Genomic DNA, 17,792 nt, shown 5'->3' on the forward strand with positions numbered 1-17,792 from the left:
GGAAAGGCTCGCACAACCGGCGGGCAGGAGAGGGGTAGCATGGTACAAGCGACGGCTTTGCCGAGAAATGAGGCTGGGATTGGAACGGCCCTTGGCATCTTGAAGCAACGGTTTGGGGATCGTCTGCAAACCGGTGCGGCCATCCGCGAACAGCACGGCCACACCACGACCTGGATCACCAATCAAAGCCCGGACGCGGTGGTGTTTCCCCACACCACGCAGGAGGTCTCCGAGATCGTCAAAACCTGCGCTGCGCATAAGGTGCCGGTAATCGCGTTTGGCACGGGCACTTCGCTTGAAGGGCATGTGAACGCGCCTGCCGGTGGAGTGTCGGTCGATCTGACCCAAATGAACAAAGTGCTGGCCGTGCATGCCGAGGATCTGGATTGCGTCGTGCAACCCGGTGTGACGCGTGAAGATCTGAACACTCATCTGCGCGATCAGGGCCTGTTCTTTCCGATTGATCCCGGTGCCAACGCCTCGCTTGGCGGGATGGCCGCGACCCGCGCGTCCGGGACCAATGCGGTGCGCTATGGCACAATGCGGGACAATGTGCTGAGTCTTGAGGCGGTGATGCCGGATGGGCAGATCATCCGGACCGGCAATCGCGCCAAGAAATCTTCGGCGGGGTATGATTTGGCGCGGCTGCTTATCGGGGCCGAAGGCACGCTAGGTATCATTACCGAATTGACCCTACGCCTGCACGGCATCCCCGAGGCGATCAGTTCCGCCCGCTGCTCTTTCCCAACCGTCGATGCTGCCTGCCGGGCAGTAATGATGACGATCCAATACGGCGTACCTGTCGCGCGGATTGAATTGTTGGATGAACTATCCGTCAAAGCCGCCAATGCTTATTCCGGCCTGACCCTGCCTGAAACGCCTCTGCTGCTGTTAGAGTTCCACGGCTCGGATGCCAGCGCCGCCGAACAGGCCGAGATTTTCGGCCAGATTGCAGAAGAGTTTGGCGGCACGGACTTCGCGGCAACCTCGACCACCGAGGAGCGCAACAAGCTCTGGCAGGCGCGTCACGACATGTACTGGGCCAGCCTTCAGCTGCGACCGGGCGCCAAGGGGATCTCGACCGATGTTTGCGTGCCGATTTCTCGTCTGGCCGAGGCCGTAGGGGCCGCTCAGGATAAAGCGGCCGAGCTTGACTTACTTGCGCCTATTGTTGGGCATGTCGGCGACGGGAACTTTCACACTCTGCCCCTGATCGACATGGACGACGCCGAAGAAGTCCGCCGGGCCGATGAGTTCGTCGGTTGGCTCAACGATCTGGCCATCTCGATGGAGGGCACCTGCACGGGCGAGCATGGCATCGGGCAGGGCAAGCGCCCCTATCTTGAGAAAGAACTGGGGCAGGCAACACACTACATGGCCGCGATCAAGGCGGCGCTGGACCCCGACAACATCATGAATCCGGGAAAGATACTGGCCGATCACACCTAGCAGTTTCCGCGATCTTGTCCGCTTTGTGCCCACAAAACGTCTAGGTGATGTGATGTCGTATGGCGAAAGACGAACAGGTGATCGATATGAGTGCAAAATATCTGGCTGGCTTTGTCGCGGTGGCCGGGCTGGCAGTCGCGGGGCTGGACTACTACCAGAAAGCGAAAGCCTCGGGTGACGGGTTAAGTGCAGGCGACTATATCGCAGCCTTCACCGGCGGGTCCGAGGATGCGCCCGCAAGCGTAGAAAGCACGTCGGAAGTTCAGGAATCCGAAACCGCCGAGCCGCCCGGCAAGCTGGTGTGCAAGACCGTCGGAAACACCAAACGGTGTCGTTCGGAAGGCTGATGGCTGGATCATAAGTCGCCATTTAACGACCTGCATCTCCCGTGCGGGTCGTTTTTCTTATATCACTGGTCGGATGGCTTCCGCGATTGATTTCGGAATCAAGCCATATGGTGGCAACAGATTCCAAGGGGAGACACCCGGTTATGAAAACCCAAGTCAAAGCACTGGTCGTTGGCGGCGGCGCCGTCGGAACCTCGATTGCCTATCACCTGGCCAAAGCGGGCTGGGATGATGTGATGTTGATCGAGCGGGACGAGCTGACCTCGGGCTCAACCTGGCACGCGGCGGGCCTGCTGCCACTATTCAATATGTCTTACGCGACGACCCACATCCACAAGTATTCGGTTGATTTCTACAAGCAGCTTGAAGAAGAGACTGGCCTGAACGCGGGTTTCGCAGTCGTCGGCAACCTGCGCATGGCGCAGACGCAAGAGCGTATGGACGAATACATGCTCTATGCGTCTACAGCTGAGACCTGTGACGTCGCTTACGAGTGGCTGACACCCGAGCAGATCAAGGAACGCTGGCCGCTGATCGAAACCGGCGACCTGAAAGGTGCGATCTACCACACAGAAGATGGCTATATTAACCCTGCTGACGTGACCCAAGCGATGGCCAAAGGTGCCCGTCAACGTGGCGTCGACATCGTTCGCAAGATGCAGGCGGATGCCTTCCACTGGAACGGCACTCATTGGGAAGTCACCTGCACCAAGATGATCGAGCAGGGCGGCAACCTTGTTCCCTCCGACGAGCAGGTGGTGATCACCGCCGAGCATGTCGTGACCGCATCGGGCAACCACGCGCAGCGCACCGCCAAGATGCTGGGCATCAAAATGCCCGCGATCCCGGTCGAGCACACGTTCATCGTCATGGACAAAGACCCTGAGCTGGTCAAATGGCGTGAAGCCGGTAACCCCGAGCACCCTGTTGTGCGTGACGCCGACAACGAGTCGTATGCGCGTGAAGAACGCGGTGGCTGGATTTTGGGTATCTATGAACATGGTGCGCCTGCGCGCTTTGAACATGGCGTGCCGGACAGCTTCCGCGCTGACCTGTTCCCGCTGGATATTGACCGGATCGCGGATCAGTACATGGCGATGGCTGAGCGCGTGCCCTCCTGCGCCGACTCCGGCCTGAAGGATGATTTCAACGGCCCGATCTGCTACACCCCAGACGGCAACCCGCTGGTTGGTCCGGCTCCGGGCCTGCGCAACATGTGGCTGGCCGAGGGCTTCAGCTTCGGCATCACTGCTGCAGGCGGCACCGGCTATTACCTGGCGCAGATGATGGTCGATGGCGAAGCCGAGATCGATATGGCCTCGCTGGACCCCAAACGCTACAGCAGCAACTGGATGACCACCGAGTTTGCAGCGCGCAAGAACGAAGAGTGCTATGAGCACGTCTACATCCTGCACCACCCCGACGAAGAGCGTGAAGCCTGCCGTCCGCTGCGGACCGTTCCGGCATACGAGCGTCAGAAAGCGCGCGGCGCGCAGTTCGGCTGGGTTAACGGCTGGGAACGTCCGAACTATTTCGGCCCTGTTGATGCACCGGACAGTTTCGACAAAGAAAGCCGCTCGTTCCGCCGCGGCGGCTGGTGGCAATACGCTGTCGAAGAAGCCAAAGCGATCCGCGAAGGCGTTGGCCTGATCGACGCATCGGCCTTCACCAAGCACGTCGTCAAAGGCCCGGGAGCGACCCAATTCCTGGATTGGTTCACCTGCAACAAGCTGCCCAAGGTTGGTCGCATCAACCTGACCTACGCGCTGACGTCGCACGGCACCACCCGCACCGAATACACCATCGTCCGCAATGGCGAGAACAATTACTACATCGTCTCTGCCGGTGCCTGGACCGAGTATGATGCCGACTATCTGCGCAAGGCGGCCGAGGACAAGATGGAGGAGTTTGGCTACATCGAGATCCAGGACGTGACCACCCAGTGGGGCGTCTTCGCCATCGCCGGACCCAAATCGCGTGATGTTCTGAAAGAGGTCATCAAGGGCGCCGATCCGGAAACCGCACTGTCCAACAAGCGCTTCCCGTGGCTGTCAGCCCGCCAGATCGAACTCGGCATGTGCCCCGTGAACGCGATCCGTGTGGCCTATACCGGTGAGCTGGGCTGGGAACTGCACCACCCGATCGAGATGCAGAACTATCTGTTCGACCTGCTGGAAAAGGCTGGTGAGAAGCACGGTATGAAGTTGGTTGGTGCGCGGGCCCAGAACTGGCTGCGTCAGGAGAAATCCTATCGCGCCTTTGGCACCGAGCTGGGCCGTGACGCAACCCCGCTTGAAGCCGACCTGCCGCGCTTTGTTGACCTGTCGAAAGACTTCTACGGCAAGGCCAAGCTGGAAGAGACCGGTGTGCGCTTCAAGTGCTGCACCCTGCTGATCGACGGACCGGAAGATGCCGACCCGTGGGGCCGCGAGGCGCTCTACGCGCCGGAAGGCACACGCGTGGGTCGTCTGACCTCGGGCGGTTATTCGGTGGCGTTCGAGAAATCCATCGGCATGGGCTATGTGACGCCTGATCTCGCGGTTGAAGGCACCAAACTGAAGGTCAAGATTCAGGACAAGCTGTGGGATGCAGTCGTTACCTGCGACAGCCCCTACGACCCGAAGAACGAAACGATCCGCAAGGACGGCTGATATCCAGGATGACCTCGGCGGCGCGAGTGAATGCGCCGCCTGCGGCGACACATGCCTCCGGCGGAGGTATTTTCAAACAGAAGAAGCGGGGGCTGGTGCAAGATCCAGCCCCCTGCTTTTTGCAAGGGGGCCTTCTCCTGTTGCGGTCATTAGCGCCTCCGCCTGTACCGCAGATCCACAGTCTCAAATCAGAGTTAACGGTCCGTTACTGCTTCGGTTCAAAAATACCTCCGCCGGAGGCAAGCCTGCTCCTGCAGGCTTTGATCGGCCCCAACTGCCGATCAGGTTTTCGGCCTGTGAGCAACAAATGCCAGATTATTGGAGGGCATTTCGACGAGGTGAAGCAATTGCAAGCCGTAGTGCTGCAAGCGCGCTTTGATCTCACTGTCGTTCTTATACCCGATCTCTGGATCTTGTGAGACGAGGGCTTCGTGGAACTTTTCATCCCCAGGGCTGGTTAAGGCACCGTCTCGCATGAAGGGGCCGTAGATGATGAGGCGGCCAGTCGGACGCAGCGCTCGTGAGGCCTCGCTGAGAAAAGCTTCAGCTTCGCGCCATGAGATCAGATGCAGCAGGTTGATCAGTACGATCAGGTCTTGCTCTTGGAATGCCTCATGCCAGCCTGCAGAGGTTGCATCGAGATCCGTGGCGGGAAGGACATTGGTTAATTCCGTCGCATAGGCGTCGATACTGGCGCGGCGTTCAGGGTCGATTTCTGTGGGTTGCCAGACCAAGTTGGGCAGTGTCTTTGCAAAGGCGGCAACATGCTGCCCAGTGCCGCTGGCGATTTCCAGCGCGCGACCTGAGGCAGGGGCCATCTTGGCCAGTAAGGCGCATAGCGCGTCCGAGTTGCGGCTAGCGGCTGGCGCCATCATACGGGCCCCGACGCCTTGTGTCGCGACGCTGGCATTCGAAGGCAGAGCGCGTTTGGTCATGATCGCAACCTTTCCACATGCAACTGATTGACGATGTCTTCAGGTAGTTCAGACGGCGCCCCCGTCACAAGGCTGGCGAGATGGGACGATGCAGCTGGCGATGTCTGGAACCCGTACCCACCTTGACCCGCGCACCAGATGAACGAGCGGTCCTGTGGATCTGGACCCAGCACCAACGTGCCATCCGCCACGAAGCTACGCAGCCCGGCCCAGTTCACCTCGAGCCGCGTGACGGGAGTTGTCACCATAGCCTCATACCGCGCCAGACCTTCTGCAAGAACCATATCGTCGGCATAGGCGTCATGAGGTATTGTCGGTTCGGCCTCGGAGGGTGAGACCAGATACTTCCCCGCATCAGGCTTGGCGTACCAACCTTCTCCCGGCCCCATCAGCATGGGCCAGTTGGATACGTCATGCCCTCCGGGTGCGGGAATGCGCGCCATGGAGCGGCGCTTCGGCACGATGCCAATATGTGGCAGGCCAGCCATCGCGGCGACCTCATCCACCCAAGCGCCAGCTGCATTGACCAGGTTCCGGGCTTCGAACACGTCGCCTGCCTGAATGACCCAATGGCCGGTTTTGTGGATATCGGTGACGACCTGGCGGGTCAGGACCGAGCCGCCATTGCCCCGGATCACGCGTGCGAAGTCCTGCATCAGGCGGTCGGTGTCAATGTCGAAGGCGTCCACGCTGATGGCGGCGTGGGCGAGAGCGTCCGGGTTCAGGATCGGGACTTTGTCGATGGCTTGCTGCGGCGAAATGGAGCTTACGTTCAGTTCTTCGACGTCTCTGGCAAACAGGTCGGTCTGATCGTGGCGTGCAACCAGCATGAGACCTCGGGGGGTCAGGTAGCCTCCGTTCGCTGATCGCAGGTAATCGACCCCGGCCTGATTGAGCGCAACCACCGAGGGCGGGCCGTAGTTTTCCTCGAACATCGCGGCCGAGCGACCAGATGAGTGATAGCCCAGAGCGTCCTCGGCCTCGAGAATTGTGACAGAGCCATGAGCAGACAAACGCGCGCCCGCGCTGAGGCCCGCGATGCCGCCGCCGATGATTAGAAAGTCGATCATCGCAGGGTGACCGGGATGGATTGTGATGAAGCAGATGTCATAAGGGTCTTGGTGCTTGTTATAAGAATATGCTTGGATTTTGGGGAACTATAAGCAGGCTTGAATTTGGCGATCAACCCGGCCAAAGACGCTTCATAGAAAAGAAGGAGATTAAGGTGACTGCAGCGGACCTCCATCCTATGGCCACGGGACATATCCCAAAATATGTCGTCGCAGCCGATGGGAGCGACTACCTCTTTTCGGCAATGGTCGTGTTTTTTGTCGTTCTGGTTGTATTGATTGGTGTTGGATATCTGACGCTGCATTCGGTGCCCGAGAAAATGGCGCATGAGAACAATCACCCTCAGTTCCAGTTGGTAGGAATTCTGGCGCTGCTTGCGCTGTTTACACACAACGGCATTTTCTGGATCGCAGCCGTTCTGGTTGCCGGGTTCCAATTCCCCGATTTTGCAACACCGATGCGAAACATAGCGGATGCCATTCGCTCCCTTGGACAGTCTCTTGCGCCTCAGGCACCTGCTGAACCGACCCCTCCGGCACCTCAAACCTCTACGACGTCGGAGCAGTAAGCCATGATCGAAACGATGCTCTGCGCCCTGATTACGGTGCTGCCGGATTTCCTGTTCCGACGCTTTGTCCAAGGTAAGCGGATCGGGCATGAGATCACACTTTTCACCATGTGGTACGAGCTACGCTGGGGCCTGACCACCTGTGCCATTCTAGCGCTGTCAGTGATCACCACACTGTTCTACTTTCATCCGGCCTCCAGCACGGCGGCCTCGTATTTCCGGACGGTCACGATCCTGCCGCAACTGGGTGGGCGGGTGTCTGAGGTTTATGTCAGCAACAACGATACGGTGACAGCGGGCCAGCCGATTTTCCGGATCGAAGATTTCACCCAACAGGCGCAGGTTCAGGCCGCCCATGCACAGATCGCGCAGGTACAGGCCTCATTGAAAGTGGCCGAGACAGATCTGGCGCAGGCAGATGCCGGGATCGCCGGTGCGCGCGCGGCTTTGGCGCAATCGGTCGAAGACCTAGAGCGCAACACCACGCTGCGCGACGAAGGCTCCAGCGCGGTGCGCCTAGCCGAGATCGAGCGGTTGGAAAACTTGGTAGCGGAGCGCGAAGCGCAGGTCACCGCCGCCCAGTCACAACGCGCCGCCGTGGTGCAGCAGATCGAAGAACTGATCCCGGCCCAACTGGCCAGCGCCAATGCGCAGCTGGATGCAGCCCTGACCGAGCTGGACAAGACTGTGATCAGCGCGGGTGTTACCGGTCGGATCGAACAGTTCGGTCTGCAGGTTGGTGACTATGTCAGCCCGCTTTTGCGCCCGGCGGGCATTCTGGTGCCTGCACACTCGGGCCATGACCGGTTTCAGGCTGCGTTCAACCAGATGTCTGCTCAGGTCATCAAACCGGGCATGATTGGAGAGCTGGGCTGCATGACCAAACCCTTCACGGTGATCCCGATGGTTGTGGTCGAGGTGCAGGACGTCATCCCCTCGGGTCAGATCCGACCCACGGACGAGTTGCGGGACGTCCAGCACAACAAAGTGCCCGGCTCAATTCTGGTGTATATGGAGCCGCTGTATAAAGGCATGGCGGATGACATCCCTCCGGGCAGCAACTGTCTGGCCAATGTCTATACCGACAACCACCACAAGCTAGAGGATGAAAGCCTCGGCTTTTGGAACAAGGCGTTCCTGCATGTGGTCGACACGATTGGAGTGGTTCATGCGGCCGGCCTTCGGTTACGTCTGATCCTGATGCCGGTGAACACCTTGGTGCTGACGGGGCACTGACGGTTCAGACCTTGATCTGGGCAATGTAGCCCCAACAAAAAAGGCCCGCAAAATGCGGGCCTTTGGTTTTTTGATACGTCCTGCAGCTTACTGAGGAATCTCGCCTTCCAGACCTTCGATGTAGAAGTTCATACCGGCCAGCGTTCCGTCGTCAGCAACCTCGCCTTCGGCCAGCCAGTCGCTGCCATCCTGCTTTTTGATCGGGCCGGTGAAGGGGTGGTATTCACCTGCGGCCATGGCTGCTTTCAGCGCCAGAGCCTCTTCTTTGACATCTGCGGGAACTGCATCCGAGATCTCGCCGATCGCGACCATTCCCTCACGGATGCCGTCCCATGTGTTGGCGCTTTCCCAGGTGCCGTCCATGACGGCCTTGGTCCGTGCGATGTAGTAGGGCGCCCAGTCATCGATGATCGAGGATACGCGCGGGAACGGGGCGTACTCGCTCATGTCCGAGGCCTGACCGAAGGTGACAACATTGCCCGCTTCTTGGGCAGCCGCCTGAGGCGCGGTCGAGTCGGTATGCTGCAGGATCACGTCTGCGCCCTGTTCGATCAGAACGGTCGCGGCGTCAGCTTCTTTCGCAGGGTCGAACCAAGTGTATGCCCAAACGATCTTGAACTCGACATCCGGGTTCACCTTCTTGGCATGCAGATAGGCCGAGTTGATGCCACGGATAACCTCAGGGATCGGATAGGACCCGATATAGCCGATGATATTCGACTTGGTCATCTTACCCGCGATGTGGCCCTGAACGGCACGACCTTCATAGAAACGGGCGGAGTAGACAGCAACGTTGTCGGCGGTTTTGTAGCCTGTGGCGTGTTCGAATTTCACATTCGGAAATTTCTTCGCCACGTTAATGGTCGGGTCCATGTAGCCGAACGAGGTTGTGAAGATCAGGTCAGCGCCTTCCAGCGCCATTTGCGTCATGACGCGCTCGGCATCCGGGCCTTCGGGAACGGATTCGACAAAGACGGTTTCAACCTTGTCGCCGAACTCTTCCTCAACGGCCAGGCGACCTTTGTTGTGTTCATAGGTCCAGCCGCCGTCGCCCACCGGACCGACATAGACGAAGCCGACCTTGGTCTTGTCGTCGGCTGCCATGGCCCCCGAGGCCAGACCCAGCGCCATTGTGGCGCTTGCCAGAAGTGTCGTGAATTTCATGTGTTACTCCCCAAGTTGGTTCAGTTGGCCCCTAGTGCGAGGCGTGGAAAATCCGGCCCAGCGAGGCAGGTGCGCTGCTCTTGTCGGCCGAAAGGATCACAAGCACAAGGATCGTGATGATGTAGGGCGACATTGCCAGATACTCGACAGGAATGGCAACGCCCGCTGCCTGCAAATTAAGCTGCAACACGGTGATGCCGCCAAACAAATAGGCACCCAGCAAGGCACGCCATGGCTTCCAGCTGGCGAACACCACCAGCGCCAGAGCGATCCAGCCGACACCGGCGGTCATGCCCTCGGTCCACTGAGGGACACGGATCAGGCTGATATAGGCGCCGCCCAGCCCGGCACAGGCCCCGCCAAACAGGATCGCCATGATGCGGATCTTGATGACTTTGTAGCCCAACGCATGCGCTGCATCGTGGTTTTCACCCACCGCGCGCAGGATCAGACCAACACGCGTGTATTTTAGCGTCGCCCAGACACCCGCAGTCAGAGCAATGCCGACATAGAGGATCGGGTCATGCTGGAAAATGATCGGTCCGATGACGGGGATATCACTGATCAGCGGGATATGAATATCCCCCATGCTCGGCGGTTTGACCCCCACATAGCTTTGGCCCAGAAGGGCACTGAACCCGAGGCCGAACAATGTCAGCGCAAGGCCACTGGCCACCTGATTGGCCAAAGCAACTTGCGTCAGCAATACAAACAGCAGAGACAGCACAGCCCCGCCGATCGCTGAAGCGATAAAGCCCAGCCAGGGCGAGCCGGTCTCGACTGAAATCGCAAAGCCGCTGATGGCGCCGACGATCATCATACCCTCGACACCGAGGTTCAGAACGCCTGCTTTCTCGACGACCAGCTCTCCGATTGCGGCCAGCAGCAGAGGGGTTGCAGCCACCATGAGCGAGGCGACCAGAAGGACGGGATTGATTTCACCAAGATCCATTACGCTACCTCGCTACGGGCCGCACGGATGCGGTAGTTTGTCAGAAGATCGAATGCCAGCAGGAAGAACAAAAGCATCCCCTGGAACACCTGAATGGCAGCGGCAGGCAGCCCGAGCTGAGACTGCGCGATTTCACCGCCGATATAGGTCAGCGCCATCAAGCCACCGGCCAGCAGGATACCCACCGGGTGCAGACGGCCAAGGAAGGCCACAATGATCGCTGTGAAACCGTAACCTACGTTAAAGTCGATGCTGACCACACCCGAAGGACCGGAGACTTCGAACATCCCCGCCAGACCGGCCAGAGCGCCGGACAGGCCCAGACAAAACAGGATCAGACGGGCAGGATTCACACCAGCAAACTTTGCAGCACGCGGAGCTTCACCAGTCAAACGGATGTGAAAGCCCAGCATGTGCCGGTTCAAAAGAACATAGGAAAAGATCACCGCAATGAGGGCCGTCACGACACCCCAGTGCATCCCTGATCCAGCGATCAGTTCGGCATTATGCGCACTGTCATAGGATTGCAGGTTGCGCGAACCGGGAAAGCCAAACCCCTCGGGGTTTTTCAACAGGCCCAGCGACACCGAGGCCAACATTTGCTCGGCCACGTAAACCAGCATCAGCGATACGAGGATTTCGTTGGTGCCAAAGCGAACCTTCAGAAAGGCCGGGATCATCGCCCAAAGCCAGCCACCGAATGCGCCCGCGATTACCATGATCGAAAAGATGTAGAACGCGTCCAGAGGGTAAAAGGCCAGCCCGGCCCCAGCCCCAAAGATGGCGCCCATGATGTACTGCCCTTCCGCCCCGATATTCCAGATGCCGGCGCGGAAACCCAACGCCAGGCCGATCGCAATCAGCACCAATGGCGCGCCTTTAACCAGCAGTTGCGGGCGGTAGTAAAATGCGAACTCGCCGAACAGGGGCTCCCAAAAGATGGTGCCGATGGCCTCGATCGGGTTTTTGCCCAGAATGGCGAACAAGATGCCGCCGAAGACCATCGTAGCAATCACCGCCACCACGGGGGTCGCATAGGACCACGCTTTCGACGGTTGCGGTCGTTTCTCCAACACAATCATGTACTTATTCCCCGCCCGTCTTCATCTTGTTCCAAATACTCTCGCCGAAGGCGACGCGACAGATCACACATGTGCCACCTCCATGCCATGGGCGCCGCCCATCATTAGGCCGATCTCGTCAACGGTCAGGCCGGTGGTTTCGCGAGGCGCGCTCAGCCGCCCTTCGTTCAGGGCCGCAAAACTATCTGATATCTCCATCAACTCGTCCAAGTCCTGACTGATGCAGATCACCGCTGTTCCCTTGGCCGCCAGATCCAGAATGGCCTGCCGGATCGACGCAGCCGCCGCCGCATCGACACCCCATGTCGGTTGGTTCACCACCAGAACCTCAGGGTTCTGCAAGACTTCCCGACCAATCACGAATTTCTGCAGGTTCCCGCCTGAAAGCGACCGTGCCGCGTTTTCAGGCCCGGGCGTTCTGACGTCAAACGCGCTTATGATCTTCTCCGCGAAGCTTTTGGTCTCGGACCATTTGAGGAACCCTTTGTTTTCCAAACCTTCGCGCACCGACCCGGTCAGCAGGGCGTTCTCAGTCAGGCTCATATCCGGCGCAGCGGCATGACCCAAACGTTCCTCAGGCGCGGTCAGCACGCCCAGTTTCCGGCGGGCGGTAGGGCCGAGTTTGCCGATTTGCTGACCATTGAATTTGATCGCATCGGCAGGGGTTTGAATCTCACCGGACAGCACGCCCAGCAACTCATCCTGACCGTTGCCAGCGACACCGCCGATGCCAAGAACCTCACCCTTTCGGACCGTCATATGGACGTTCTTCAGCGCCGTTCCGAATTCCGAAGGCGATGGCACCGACAGACCGCTGACATCCAACGCAACCTCGCCGAACTCACGGCCCGAGCGTTCGGGCGTTTGCAGCGTTGATCCCACCATCATTTCGGCCATGTCGCGCGCTGATGTTTCGGCTGGAATACACTCGCCCACATTCTTGCCCAGACGCAGGATCGTGGCGTGGTCACACAGCGTGCGAATCTCTTCGAGCTTATGCGAGATGTAAAGGATCGAGGTGCCCTCAGACCGCAATTTGTTCAGCGTCTCAAACAGGATTTCGACCTCTTGCGGGGTCAGCACGCTGGTTGGTTCGTCCATGATCAGCAGCTTGGGGTCTTGCAGCAGGCAGCGGATGATCTCGACCCGCTGACGCTCCCCCGCGGACAGATCACCGACCGTTCGGTACGGGTCTAAAGGCAAACCATAGGTCTCGGACACTTCGCGGATACGCGAAGCCAGATCGCCCATCGGCGGTGGGTTTTCCATCCCCAACGCAATATTCTCGGCCACGTTCAGCGCATCGAACAGCGAGAAGTGCTGGAACACCATCGCAATCCCATCCGCCCGCGCCGCGCGGGGTTCCGCTGGGGCAAAGGGTTGGCCGCGCAGCATCATGGTGCCGCTGTCGGGCTTCACCAGCCCATAGATCATCTTGACCAGCGTGGATTTCCCCGCGCCGTTTTCGCCCAAAAGCGCATGTACTTCGCCTTCACCGATGTCGAACGACACCTGATCATTGGCCACGACGCCGGGATAGGCTTTGGTCAGCCCTTGCAGGCGTAAGAGTGGAGTGGTCACGCGCTCAGGTCCTTCTTCAACTCAGTCTGTCGGGCCGGACGCAGAAGCTGCGCGGCGACGCCAACGGCGATCATTTGCGGATGTTTGCCCAGAGCGGGATCGCCGATTGGACAGGTGATCCGGCTGATCTGTTCAGGCGAATGCCCAAGAGCTGCCAGCCGCGACCGGAATCGCGCCCATTTCGTAGCCGAGCCGATCAGCCCCGCAAAGCGGAAATCATGCGAAAGCAGCCGGTTACACAGCTCTAAATCCAGATTGTGTGAATATGTAAGCACAAGGTGCTCGGCATTGGGCGGTGCATGGCGAACCAGCTCGGCTGGTTTGGCCGCTGGAACGGTGGTTACACCCTTTGGGACCAAGGCCGGGAAGCGTTCGGGTCCGGTGTCGACCCAGGTGATCGCGATGTCGGGCAGGGGGGACAGAACATCCACGAGTGCACGGCCCACATGGCCAGCACCCCAAATCCACAGGTTTCGGGTTGGCTTGTGAACCGGCTCAACCATCCAGCCGTCGATCAGTTGAGGTTCGGGGGCAATTCCCTGACCGCGCGCAGTTGCAAGCAACCGTTTCACGGATAGAGGCGTTTCGTCTTCAGAAGCGGATCGCGCTATGACCGTATCGTCGAGTGCTTCAACCGTCTTCATATCAAAGACCTCGCAGAACAGTGAAACTGCACCGCCGCAGCATTGGCCCAATTCGGGGCCAAGAGCGTGATGGGTTAGACGGGCGGGGAGGGATTGGGACCGCGCAGCTTCGGCGGCCTGAAACTCCAACGTGCCGCCGCCGATCGTTCCGCTCTGGCCATCCGGCCAGACCAACATCGCGGCGCCAACCTCGCGTGGGGACGAGCCCTTGATCGCAGCGATGACCACACGAGTCACCCGTCCATGGGTTTTGACCGCCTCCCTCAAAGCCTCCAGATCAAATCCCATCAGATGCCGCCTTTCATCCGCTGGACACCGCGCCAGACTTCCTCAGCCGTGGCAGGAGCATCCAGCGCCGGATAGCTGTCGCCACAGGCTGCGACCGCATTCGACAGGGCCAACCATGCCGATATCCCCAGCATGAAAGGCGGCTCACCCACCGCTTTCGAGCGATAGATCGTATCCTCGCGGTTCTCGCCATCCCAAAGCGCGACATTGAAGATGTCGGGCCGGTCCGAGCAGGCGGGGATTTTGTAGGTCGAGGGCGCGTGTGTGCGCAGATTGCCCTTGCCATCCCAAACCAGTTCCTCGGTCGTCAGCCATCCTGCGCCTTGAACGTAGCCGCCTTCGACCTGTCCAATATCGAGCGCCGGGTTCAGCGATGCGCCTGCGTCATGCAGGATATCGGTGCGCAGAATGTGGTTCTCGCCGGTCAGTGTGTCGATGGCGACTTCGGTGACCGACGCCCCATAAGCGAAGTAGAAGAACGGACGCCCCCGGCCTGCGATCCGGTCCCATTCGATCTTGGGTGTTTTGTAGAAACCGGTTGCCGAAAGGCTGATGCGCCCCTGATAGGCCAAAGCGGCGGCCTCAGAAAAGGTATAGCGTTCCGCACCTACTGAGACGTGACCGTCCGAGAAAGTAACTTTCGACGGGTCGGCCTGATGACGCTCGGCCAAATAGTCGGCCATGCGGTCGCGGATCGTGTCGCAGGCGACTTTGACCGCCATGCCGTTCAGGTCACTCCCCGAAGACGCCGCCGTGGCTGAGGTGTTCGGTACTTTGGCCGTGTCGGTTGCGGTGATTTTGACCATCTCCAACGGAATGCCAAAGCGCGACGCAGCGACCTGAGCGACTTTCTGGAACAGGCCTTGACCCATCTCGGTGCCGCCATGGTTCAGGTGGACCGAACCGTCTTGATACACATGCACCAAAGCACCTGCTTGATTGAGGTGGGTCAACGTGAAGGAAATCCCGAACTTGACCGGAGAGAAGGCGATGCCCTTCTTGATCACGCTGTTCTCTGCGTTCCATTTTTCGATGGCAGCCTTGCGCGCGGCATAGTCGCTGGATTTCAGCAGAGCTTCGGTCATGCCGTGCAGTTCGAAATCGCTGACCTCCATGCCGTAGGGCGTGGTGTTGCCGCCTGCGGGTAGAGGGCGCACGGGCGCCTCGCCCATCTCAACTGCCCCCCGGCTTGTCAGATCTTCATGCGGGTCAGGGTGCCCCAATGGTTTCTTCGCCGGTGCAGCCTCAGCAACCGTGTGGGCGGATTCGTAGTAGTTGCGACGGCGCAGCTCGACCGGGTCCAGATCCAGCGCATGCGCGGCGTGGTCCATCACGCGTTCGATCCCGACCATGCCCTGAGGGCCCCCGAACCCGCGATAGGCGGTGGCGGATTGGGTATTGGTCTTAAGTCGATGGCTCTCGATCCGAGCATTGGGCAGCAGATAGGCGTTGTCCGAATGCAGCATCGCGCGGTCGGCGACGGGCAGGGACAGGTCCTGCGCCCAGCCGCAGATCGCGTGGTGTAGGAACGAGACGCCTTGAATATGGCCGTTCTCGTCAAACCCGGCTTTATAGGAAATGCGGAAGGCGTGGCGCTTGCCGGTGATGATCATGTCATCATCTCGGTCATAGCGCATTTTGCAGGCCTTGCCGGTTGCGCGCGCCGCCACGGCGCAGGCCACGGCCAAAGCGTTGCCCTGGCTTTCCTTGCCGCCGAACCCTCCGCCCATACGGCGGGTCTCAACCCGGACCGCGTGCATGGGAACGCCCAGCGCATCGGCCACCTTGTGTTGGATTTCGGTCGGGTGCTGGGTTGAACTGTGGACCAGCATATCCGCGCCTTCATTCGGCACGGCCAGGGCTGCCTGCCCTTCGAGGTAGAAATGCTCCTGCCCGCCAAGCTCGAAGCTTCCTTCGATGATATGGGCCGCACAAGCGATGGCGGCGTCAGCGTCGCCCTTGGCGTAGATGCGGGGGCCATCCTCGAACCGGCTGTCGGCAGCCAGAGCGTCTTCGATGGTCAGGATCGGGGTGTCCTCGGCATAGTCGATCTTGCCCAACCGCGCGGCCTTGCGGGCGGCGAGATGGCTGGTGGCGACGACCAGAAACACGGGCTGTCCGATATAATGAACCGATCCGTCCGACAGCAGTGGCTCATCATGGATCGAAGGCGAGACATCGTTGGCAAAAGGCAGATCTTCGGCCGTCATCACCTGCACCACGCCATCCGCAGATTTCACCGCCGACAGGTCCATTGCGGTGATCGTTCCTTTGGCGATCGGGCTCAGACCAAAGGCCAGATGCAGGGTGCCCTTTGGTGTCGGGATGTCATCCACATAACGTGCGGCGCCTGCCACATGCAGCGGGGCGGCGTCGTGGGGGAGGGGTTTGGTCACGCTCATGCCGTCACCTTCAGCACGTCTGTCACTTCGCCCTGATCTTCAAGGAAATAGCGTTCCAGCATCGCTTTGGCGGTCTCCAGTCGATAGGTGGCCGAGGCGCGCATGTCCGTGAGTGGTGAATAATCCTCGGCAAAGCTGGGCAGCGCGGCGTCAATCACCTCGCGCGTCCAGGGTTTGCCGATCAGTGCGGCCTCGACATGGGTTGCCCGTTTCGGTGCACCAGCCATACCGCCAAACGCGATGCGTGCCTGTGTAACGGTGCCGTCCGTAACGGTGATATTGAAACACCCGCAAACGGCCGAGATATCCTGATCGAAACGTTTGCTGAGTTTGTAAGCCTTCAGTCGATCCGCCTGACGCGGGAAACTGACGGCCTCGACAAATTCGCCGGGCGCGCGGTCTTGTTTGCCGTAGTCGATGAAGAACTCCTCCAAAGCAAGGGACCGGCGGGTGTCGCCTTTGCGAAGGTGCAAAGTAGCGCCCAAAGCGATCAGCGCAGGCGGGTTGTCCCCGATGGGCGAGCCGTTGGCGATGTTGCCTCCGACGGTGGCTGCATGGCGCACTTGGACACTGGCATAGCGACGGATCATTTCGGCGTAGGAGGGGTGGAGATCAGCAATAGCCTCGCCCATCCGGTTCATGTCGACCATTGCCCCGAAGCGGATTTCGTCGTCGGTGATTGTGATCTGTTTGAGGTCTTCGCAGCCGTTGAGGAAGATCACCGGGTCAAGCTCACGCAGTTGCTTGGTGACCCAAAGGCCGACATCGGTTGCACCGGCGATGAGTGTCGCGTTGGGGTGCCGTGCATAGACTTCCGCCAATTCGTCGGATGACGTGGGGAGGAAGGGGGGCTCTGCCCCCTGGCCTGTGGCCTCCCCCCGAGGTATTTTTGAACAAGAGAAGGACTGGTCGTCGGTGATCCATTGCGGGACGGGCTGCGCTTCGGCGGCTTTCGCGGCGCGGATGATCGGGGCGTAGCCGGTGCAGCGGCACAGGTTGCCGGCCAGTTGGGTGTCGTGGTCGGTTGCACCATTTGCGTGACCGGCAACCATCGACATCACAAAGCCGGGGGTGCAGAAGCCGCATTGTGAGCCGTGCAGGTCGACCATTGCGCTCTGGACCGGATGAGGTTCATCGTTTGGGCCGCTTGCGCCCTCGACGGTGCGGACGGCTTTGCCGTGCAGTTGGGGCAAGAACAGGATGCATGCGTTCAGGGCCTTGGCGCTGCCCTCTTCGGTGACCATCACGGTGCAGGCGCCGCAATCGCCTTCGTTGCAGCCTTCTTTGGTGCCGGTCAGGCCGCGATCTTCGCGCAGCCAGTCCAGCAGGGTGACCGTCGGACTAACATCCGACAGCTGCACTGTCTCTCCGTTCAGAAGAAACGTGATGTCCATTCGTGAAACCCGTCGCCTTACCCGGTTG

At 59.8% G+C, this 17,792-nt stretch carries 14 protein-coding genes; 5 read left to right on the forward strand and 9 right to left on the reverse strand.

What is annotated here, in order from left to right; genetic code table 11:
* Positions 1 to 39 precede the first annotated feature (39 nt).
* The 3 genes from ACP15L_RS16990 to ACP15L_RS17000 all read left to right on the forward strand — a co-directional run bounded on the left by ACP15L_RS16990 (position 40) and on the right by ACP15L_RS17000 (position 4,447).
* The gene (locus ACP15L_RS16990) at positions 40 to 1,449 is read left to right on the forward strand and encodes an FAD-binding oxidoreductase (RefSeq protein ID WP_425085079.1); all 1,410 of its coding nucleotides are present in this window, start codon (positions 40 to 42) and stop codon (positions 1,447 to 1,449) included.
* Positions 1,450 to 1,535: 86 nt separating this feature from the next.
* Positions 1,536 to 1,796 (forward strand): hypothetical protein, encoded by a 261-nt coding sequence (locus ACP15L_RS16995; RefSeq protein ID WP_425085080.1) that lies wholly within the window; start codon positions 1,536 to 1,538, stop codon positions 1,794 to 1,796.
* Positions 1,797 to 1,939: 143 nt separating this feature from the next.
* On the forward strand, positions 1,940 to 4,447 hold the full coding sequence (locus ACP15L_RS17000; protein WP_425085081.1) for a GcvT family protein: 2,508 nt from the start codon (positions 1,940 to 1,942) through the stop codon (positions 4,445 to 4,447).
* Positions 4,448 to 4,728: 281 nt separating this feature from the next.
* Here ACP15L_RS17000 and ACP15L_RS17005 read toward each other — a convergent pair whose 3' ends face one another.
* Positions 4,729 to 5,382, reverse strand: a complete 654-nt coding sequence (locus ACP15L_RS17005) for a DUF938 domain-containing protein (protein WP_425085082.1) — start codon at positions 5,380 to 5,382, stop codon at positions 4,729 to 4,731.
* Complete coding sequence (locus tag ACP15L_RS17010) at positions 5,379 to 6,452, reverse strand: NAD(P)/FAD-dependent oxidoreductase (RefSeq protein ID WP_425085083.1); 1,074 nt, start codon at positions 6,450 to 6,452, stop codon at positions 5,379 to 5,381. The genes ACP15L_RS17005 and ACP15L_RS17010 overlap by 4 nt, the downstream gene beginning before the upstream one ends.
* A gap of 155 nt (positions 6,453 to 6,607) precedes the next feature.
* Here ACP15L_RS17010 and ACP15L_RS17015 point away from each other — a divergent pair, with 155 nt between their 5' ends.
* Together ACP15L_RS17015 and ACP15L_RS17020 are read left to right on the forward strand one after the other, a co-directional pair.
* Complete coding sequence (locus ACP15L_RS17015; RefSeq protein ID WP_425085084.1) at positions 6,608 to 7,021, forward strand: hypothetical protein; 414 nt, start codon at positions 6,608 to 6,610, stop codon at positions 7,019 to 7,021.
* Positions 7,022 to 7,024: 3 nt separating this feature from the next.
* Entirely contained in the window at positions 7,025 to 8,257 is a 1,233-nt protein-coding gene (locus tag ACP15L_RS17020) for an HlyD family secretion protein (RefSeq protein WP_425085085.1), read from the forward strand.
* A gap of 87 nt (positions 8,258 to 8,344) precedes the next feature.
* Here the strand turns inward: ACP15L_RS17020 and ACP15L_RS17025 are convergent, their stop codons facing one another.
* From ACP15L_RS17025 to xdhA, 7 genes are all read right to left on the reverse strand, one after another.
* On the reverse strand, positions 8,345 to 9,421 hold the full coding sequence (locus ACP15L_RS17025) for a BMP family ABC transporter substrate-binding protein (RefSeq protein WP_170637604.1): 1,077 nt from the start codon (positions 9,419 to 9,421) through the stop codon (positions 8,345 to 8,347).
* A gap of 31 nt (positions 9,422 to 9,452) precedes the next feature.
* Complete coding sequence (locus ACP15L_RS17030; RefSeq protein WP_425085086.1) at positions 9,453 to 10,373, reverse strand: ABC transporter permease; 921 nt, start codon at positions 10,371 to 10,373, stop codon at positions 9,453 to 9,455.
* Positions 10,373 to 11,455, reverse strand: a complete 1,083-nt coding sequence (locus tag ACP15L_RS17035; protein WP_425085087.1) for an ABC transporter permease — start codon at positions 11,453 to 11,455, stop codon at positions 10,373 to 10,375. Before ACP15L_RS17035 ends, ACP15L_RS17030 begins: the two co-directional genes overlap by 1 nt.
* Before the next feature lie 63 nt (positions 11,456 to 11,518).
* A complete protein-coding gene (locus ACP15L_RS17040; RefSeq protein ID WP_425085088.1) occupies positions 11,519 to 13,036 on the reverse strand; it encodes an ABC transporter ATP-binding protein in 1,518 nt (505 codons plus the stop codon).
* Entirely contained in the window at positions 13,033 to 13,968 is a 936-nt protein-coding gene (xdhC, locus tag ACP15L_RS17045; protein WP_425085089.1) for a xanthine dehydrogenase accessory protein XdhC, read from the reverse strand. Before xdhC ends, ACP15L_RS17040 begins: the two co-directional genes overlap by 4 nt.
* Positions 13,968 to 16,370 carry a xanthine dehydrogenase molybdopterin binding subunit gene (gene xdhB, locus ACP15L_RS17050; RefSeq protein WP_425085090.1) on the reverse strand — a complete coding sequence of 801 codons (2,403 nt, stop codon included), beginning with the start codon at positions 16,368 to 16,370 and terminating at the stop codon, positions 13,968 to 13,970. The genes xdhC and xdhB overlap by 1 nt, the downstream gene beginning before the upstream one ends.
* Positions 16,367 to 17,764: a xanthine dehydrogenase small subunit gene (gene xdhA / locus ACP15L_RS17055; protein WP_425085091.1), complete on the reverse strand. Its 1,398-nt coding sequence runs from the start codon at positions 17,762 to 17,764 to the stop codon at positions 16,367 to 16,369. Before xdhA ends, xdhB begins: the two co-directional genes overlap by 4 nt.
* Between the last annotated feature and the right edge of the window lie 28 nt (positions 17,765 to 17,792).

This window comes from Ruegeria profundi, assembly GCF_049800715.1.
Lineage (GTDB): Bacteria > Pseudomonadota > Alphaproteobacteria > Rhodobacterales > Rhodobacteraceae > Ruegeria > Ruegeria profundi_A.

What these genes read in the sequence shown, in the direction of transcription:
- ACP15L_RS16995 (WP_425085080.1), top strand. Translation starts at nt 1,536, where the DNA reads ATGAGTGCAAAATATCTGGCTGGCTTTGTCGCGGTGGCCGGGCTGGCA.
- xdhC (WP_425085089.1), bottom strand. Translation starts at nt 13,968, where the DNA reads ATGGGATTTGATCTGGAGGCTTTGAGGGAGGCGGTCAAAACCCATGGA.
- ACP15L_RS17020 (WP_425085085.1), top strand. Translation starts at nt 7,025, where the DNA reads ATGATCGAAACGATGCTCTGCGCCCTGATTACGGTGCTGCCGGATTTC.
- ACP15L_RS17010 (WP_425085083.1), bottom strand. Translation starts at nt 6,452, where the DNA reads ATGATCGACTTTCTAATCATCGGCGGCGGCATCGCGGGCCTCAGCGCG.
- xdhB (WP_425085090.1), bottom strand. Translation starts at nt 16,370, where the DNA reads ATGAGCGTGACCAAACCCCTCCCCCACGACGCCGCCCCGCTGCATGTG.
- ACP15L_RS17025 (WP_170637604.1), bottom strand. Translation starts at nt 9,421, where the DNA reads ATGAAATTCACGACACTTCTGGCAAGCGCCACAATGGCGCTGGGTCTG.
- ACP15L_RS17000 (WP_425085081.1), top strand. Translation starts at nt 1,940, where the DNA reads ATGAAAACCCAAGTCAAAGCACTGGTCGTTGGCGGCGGCGCCGTCGGA.
- ACP15L_RS17035 (WP_425085087.1), bottom strand. Translation starts at nt 11,455, where the DNA reads ATGATTGTGTTGGAGAAACGACCGCAACCGTCGAAAGCGTGGTCCTAT.
- ACP15L_RS17005 (WP_425085082.1), bottom strand. Translation starts at nt 5,382, where the DNA reads ATGACCAAACGCGCTCTGCCTTCGAATGCCAGCGTCGCGACACAAGGC.
- ACP15L_RS16990 (WP_425085079.1), top strand. Translation starts at nt 40, where the DNA reads ATGGTACAAGCGACGGCTTTGCCGAGAAATGAGGCTGGGATTGGAACG.
- xdhA (WP_425085091.1), bottom strand. Translation starts at nt 17,764, where the DNA reads ATGGACATCACGTTTCTTCTGAACGGAGAGACAGTGCAGCTGTCGGAT.
- ACP15L_RS17030 (WP_425085086.1), bottom strand. Translation starts at nt 10,373, where the DNA reads ATGGATCTTGGTGAAATCAATCCCGTCCTTCTGGTCGCCTCGCTCATG.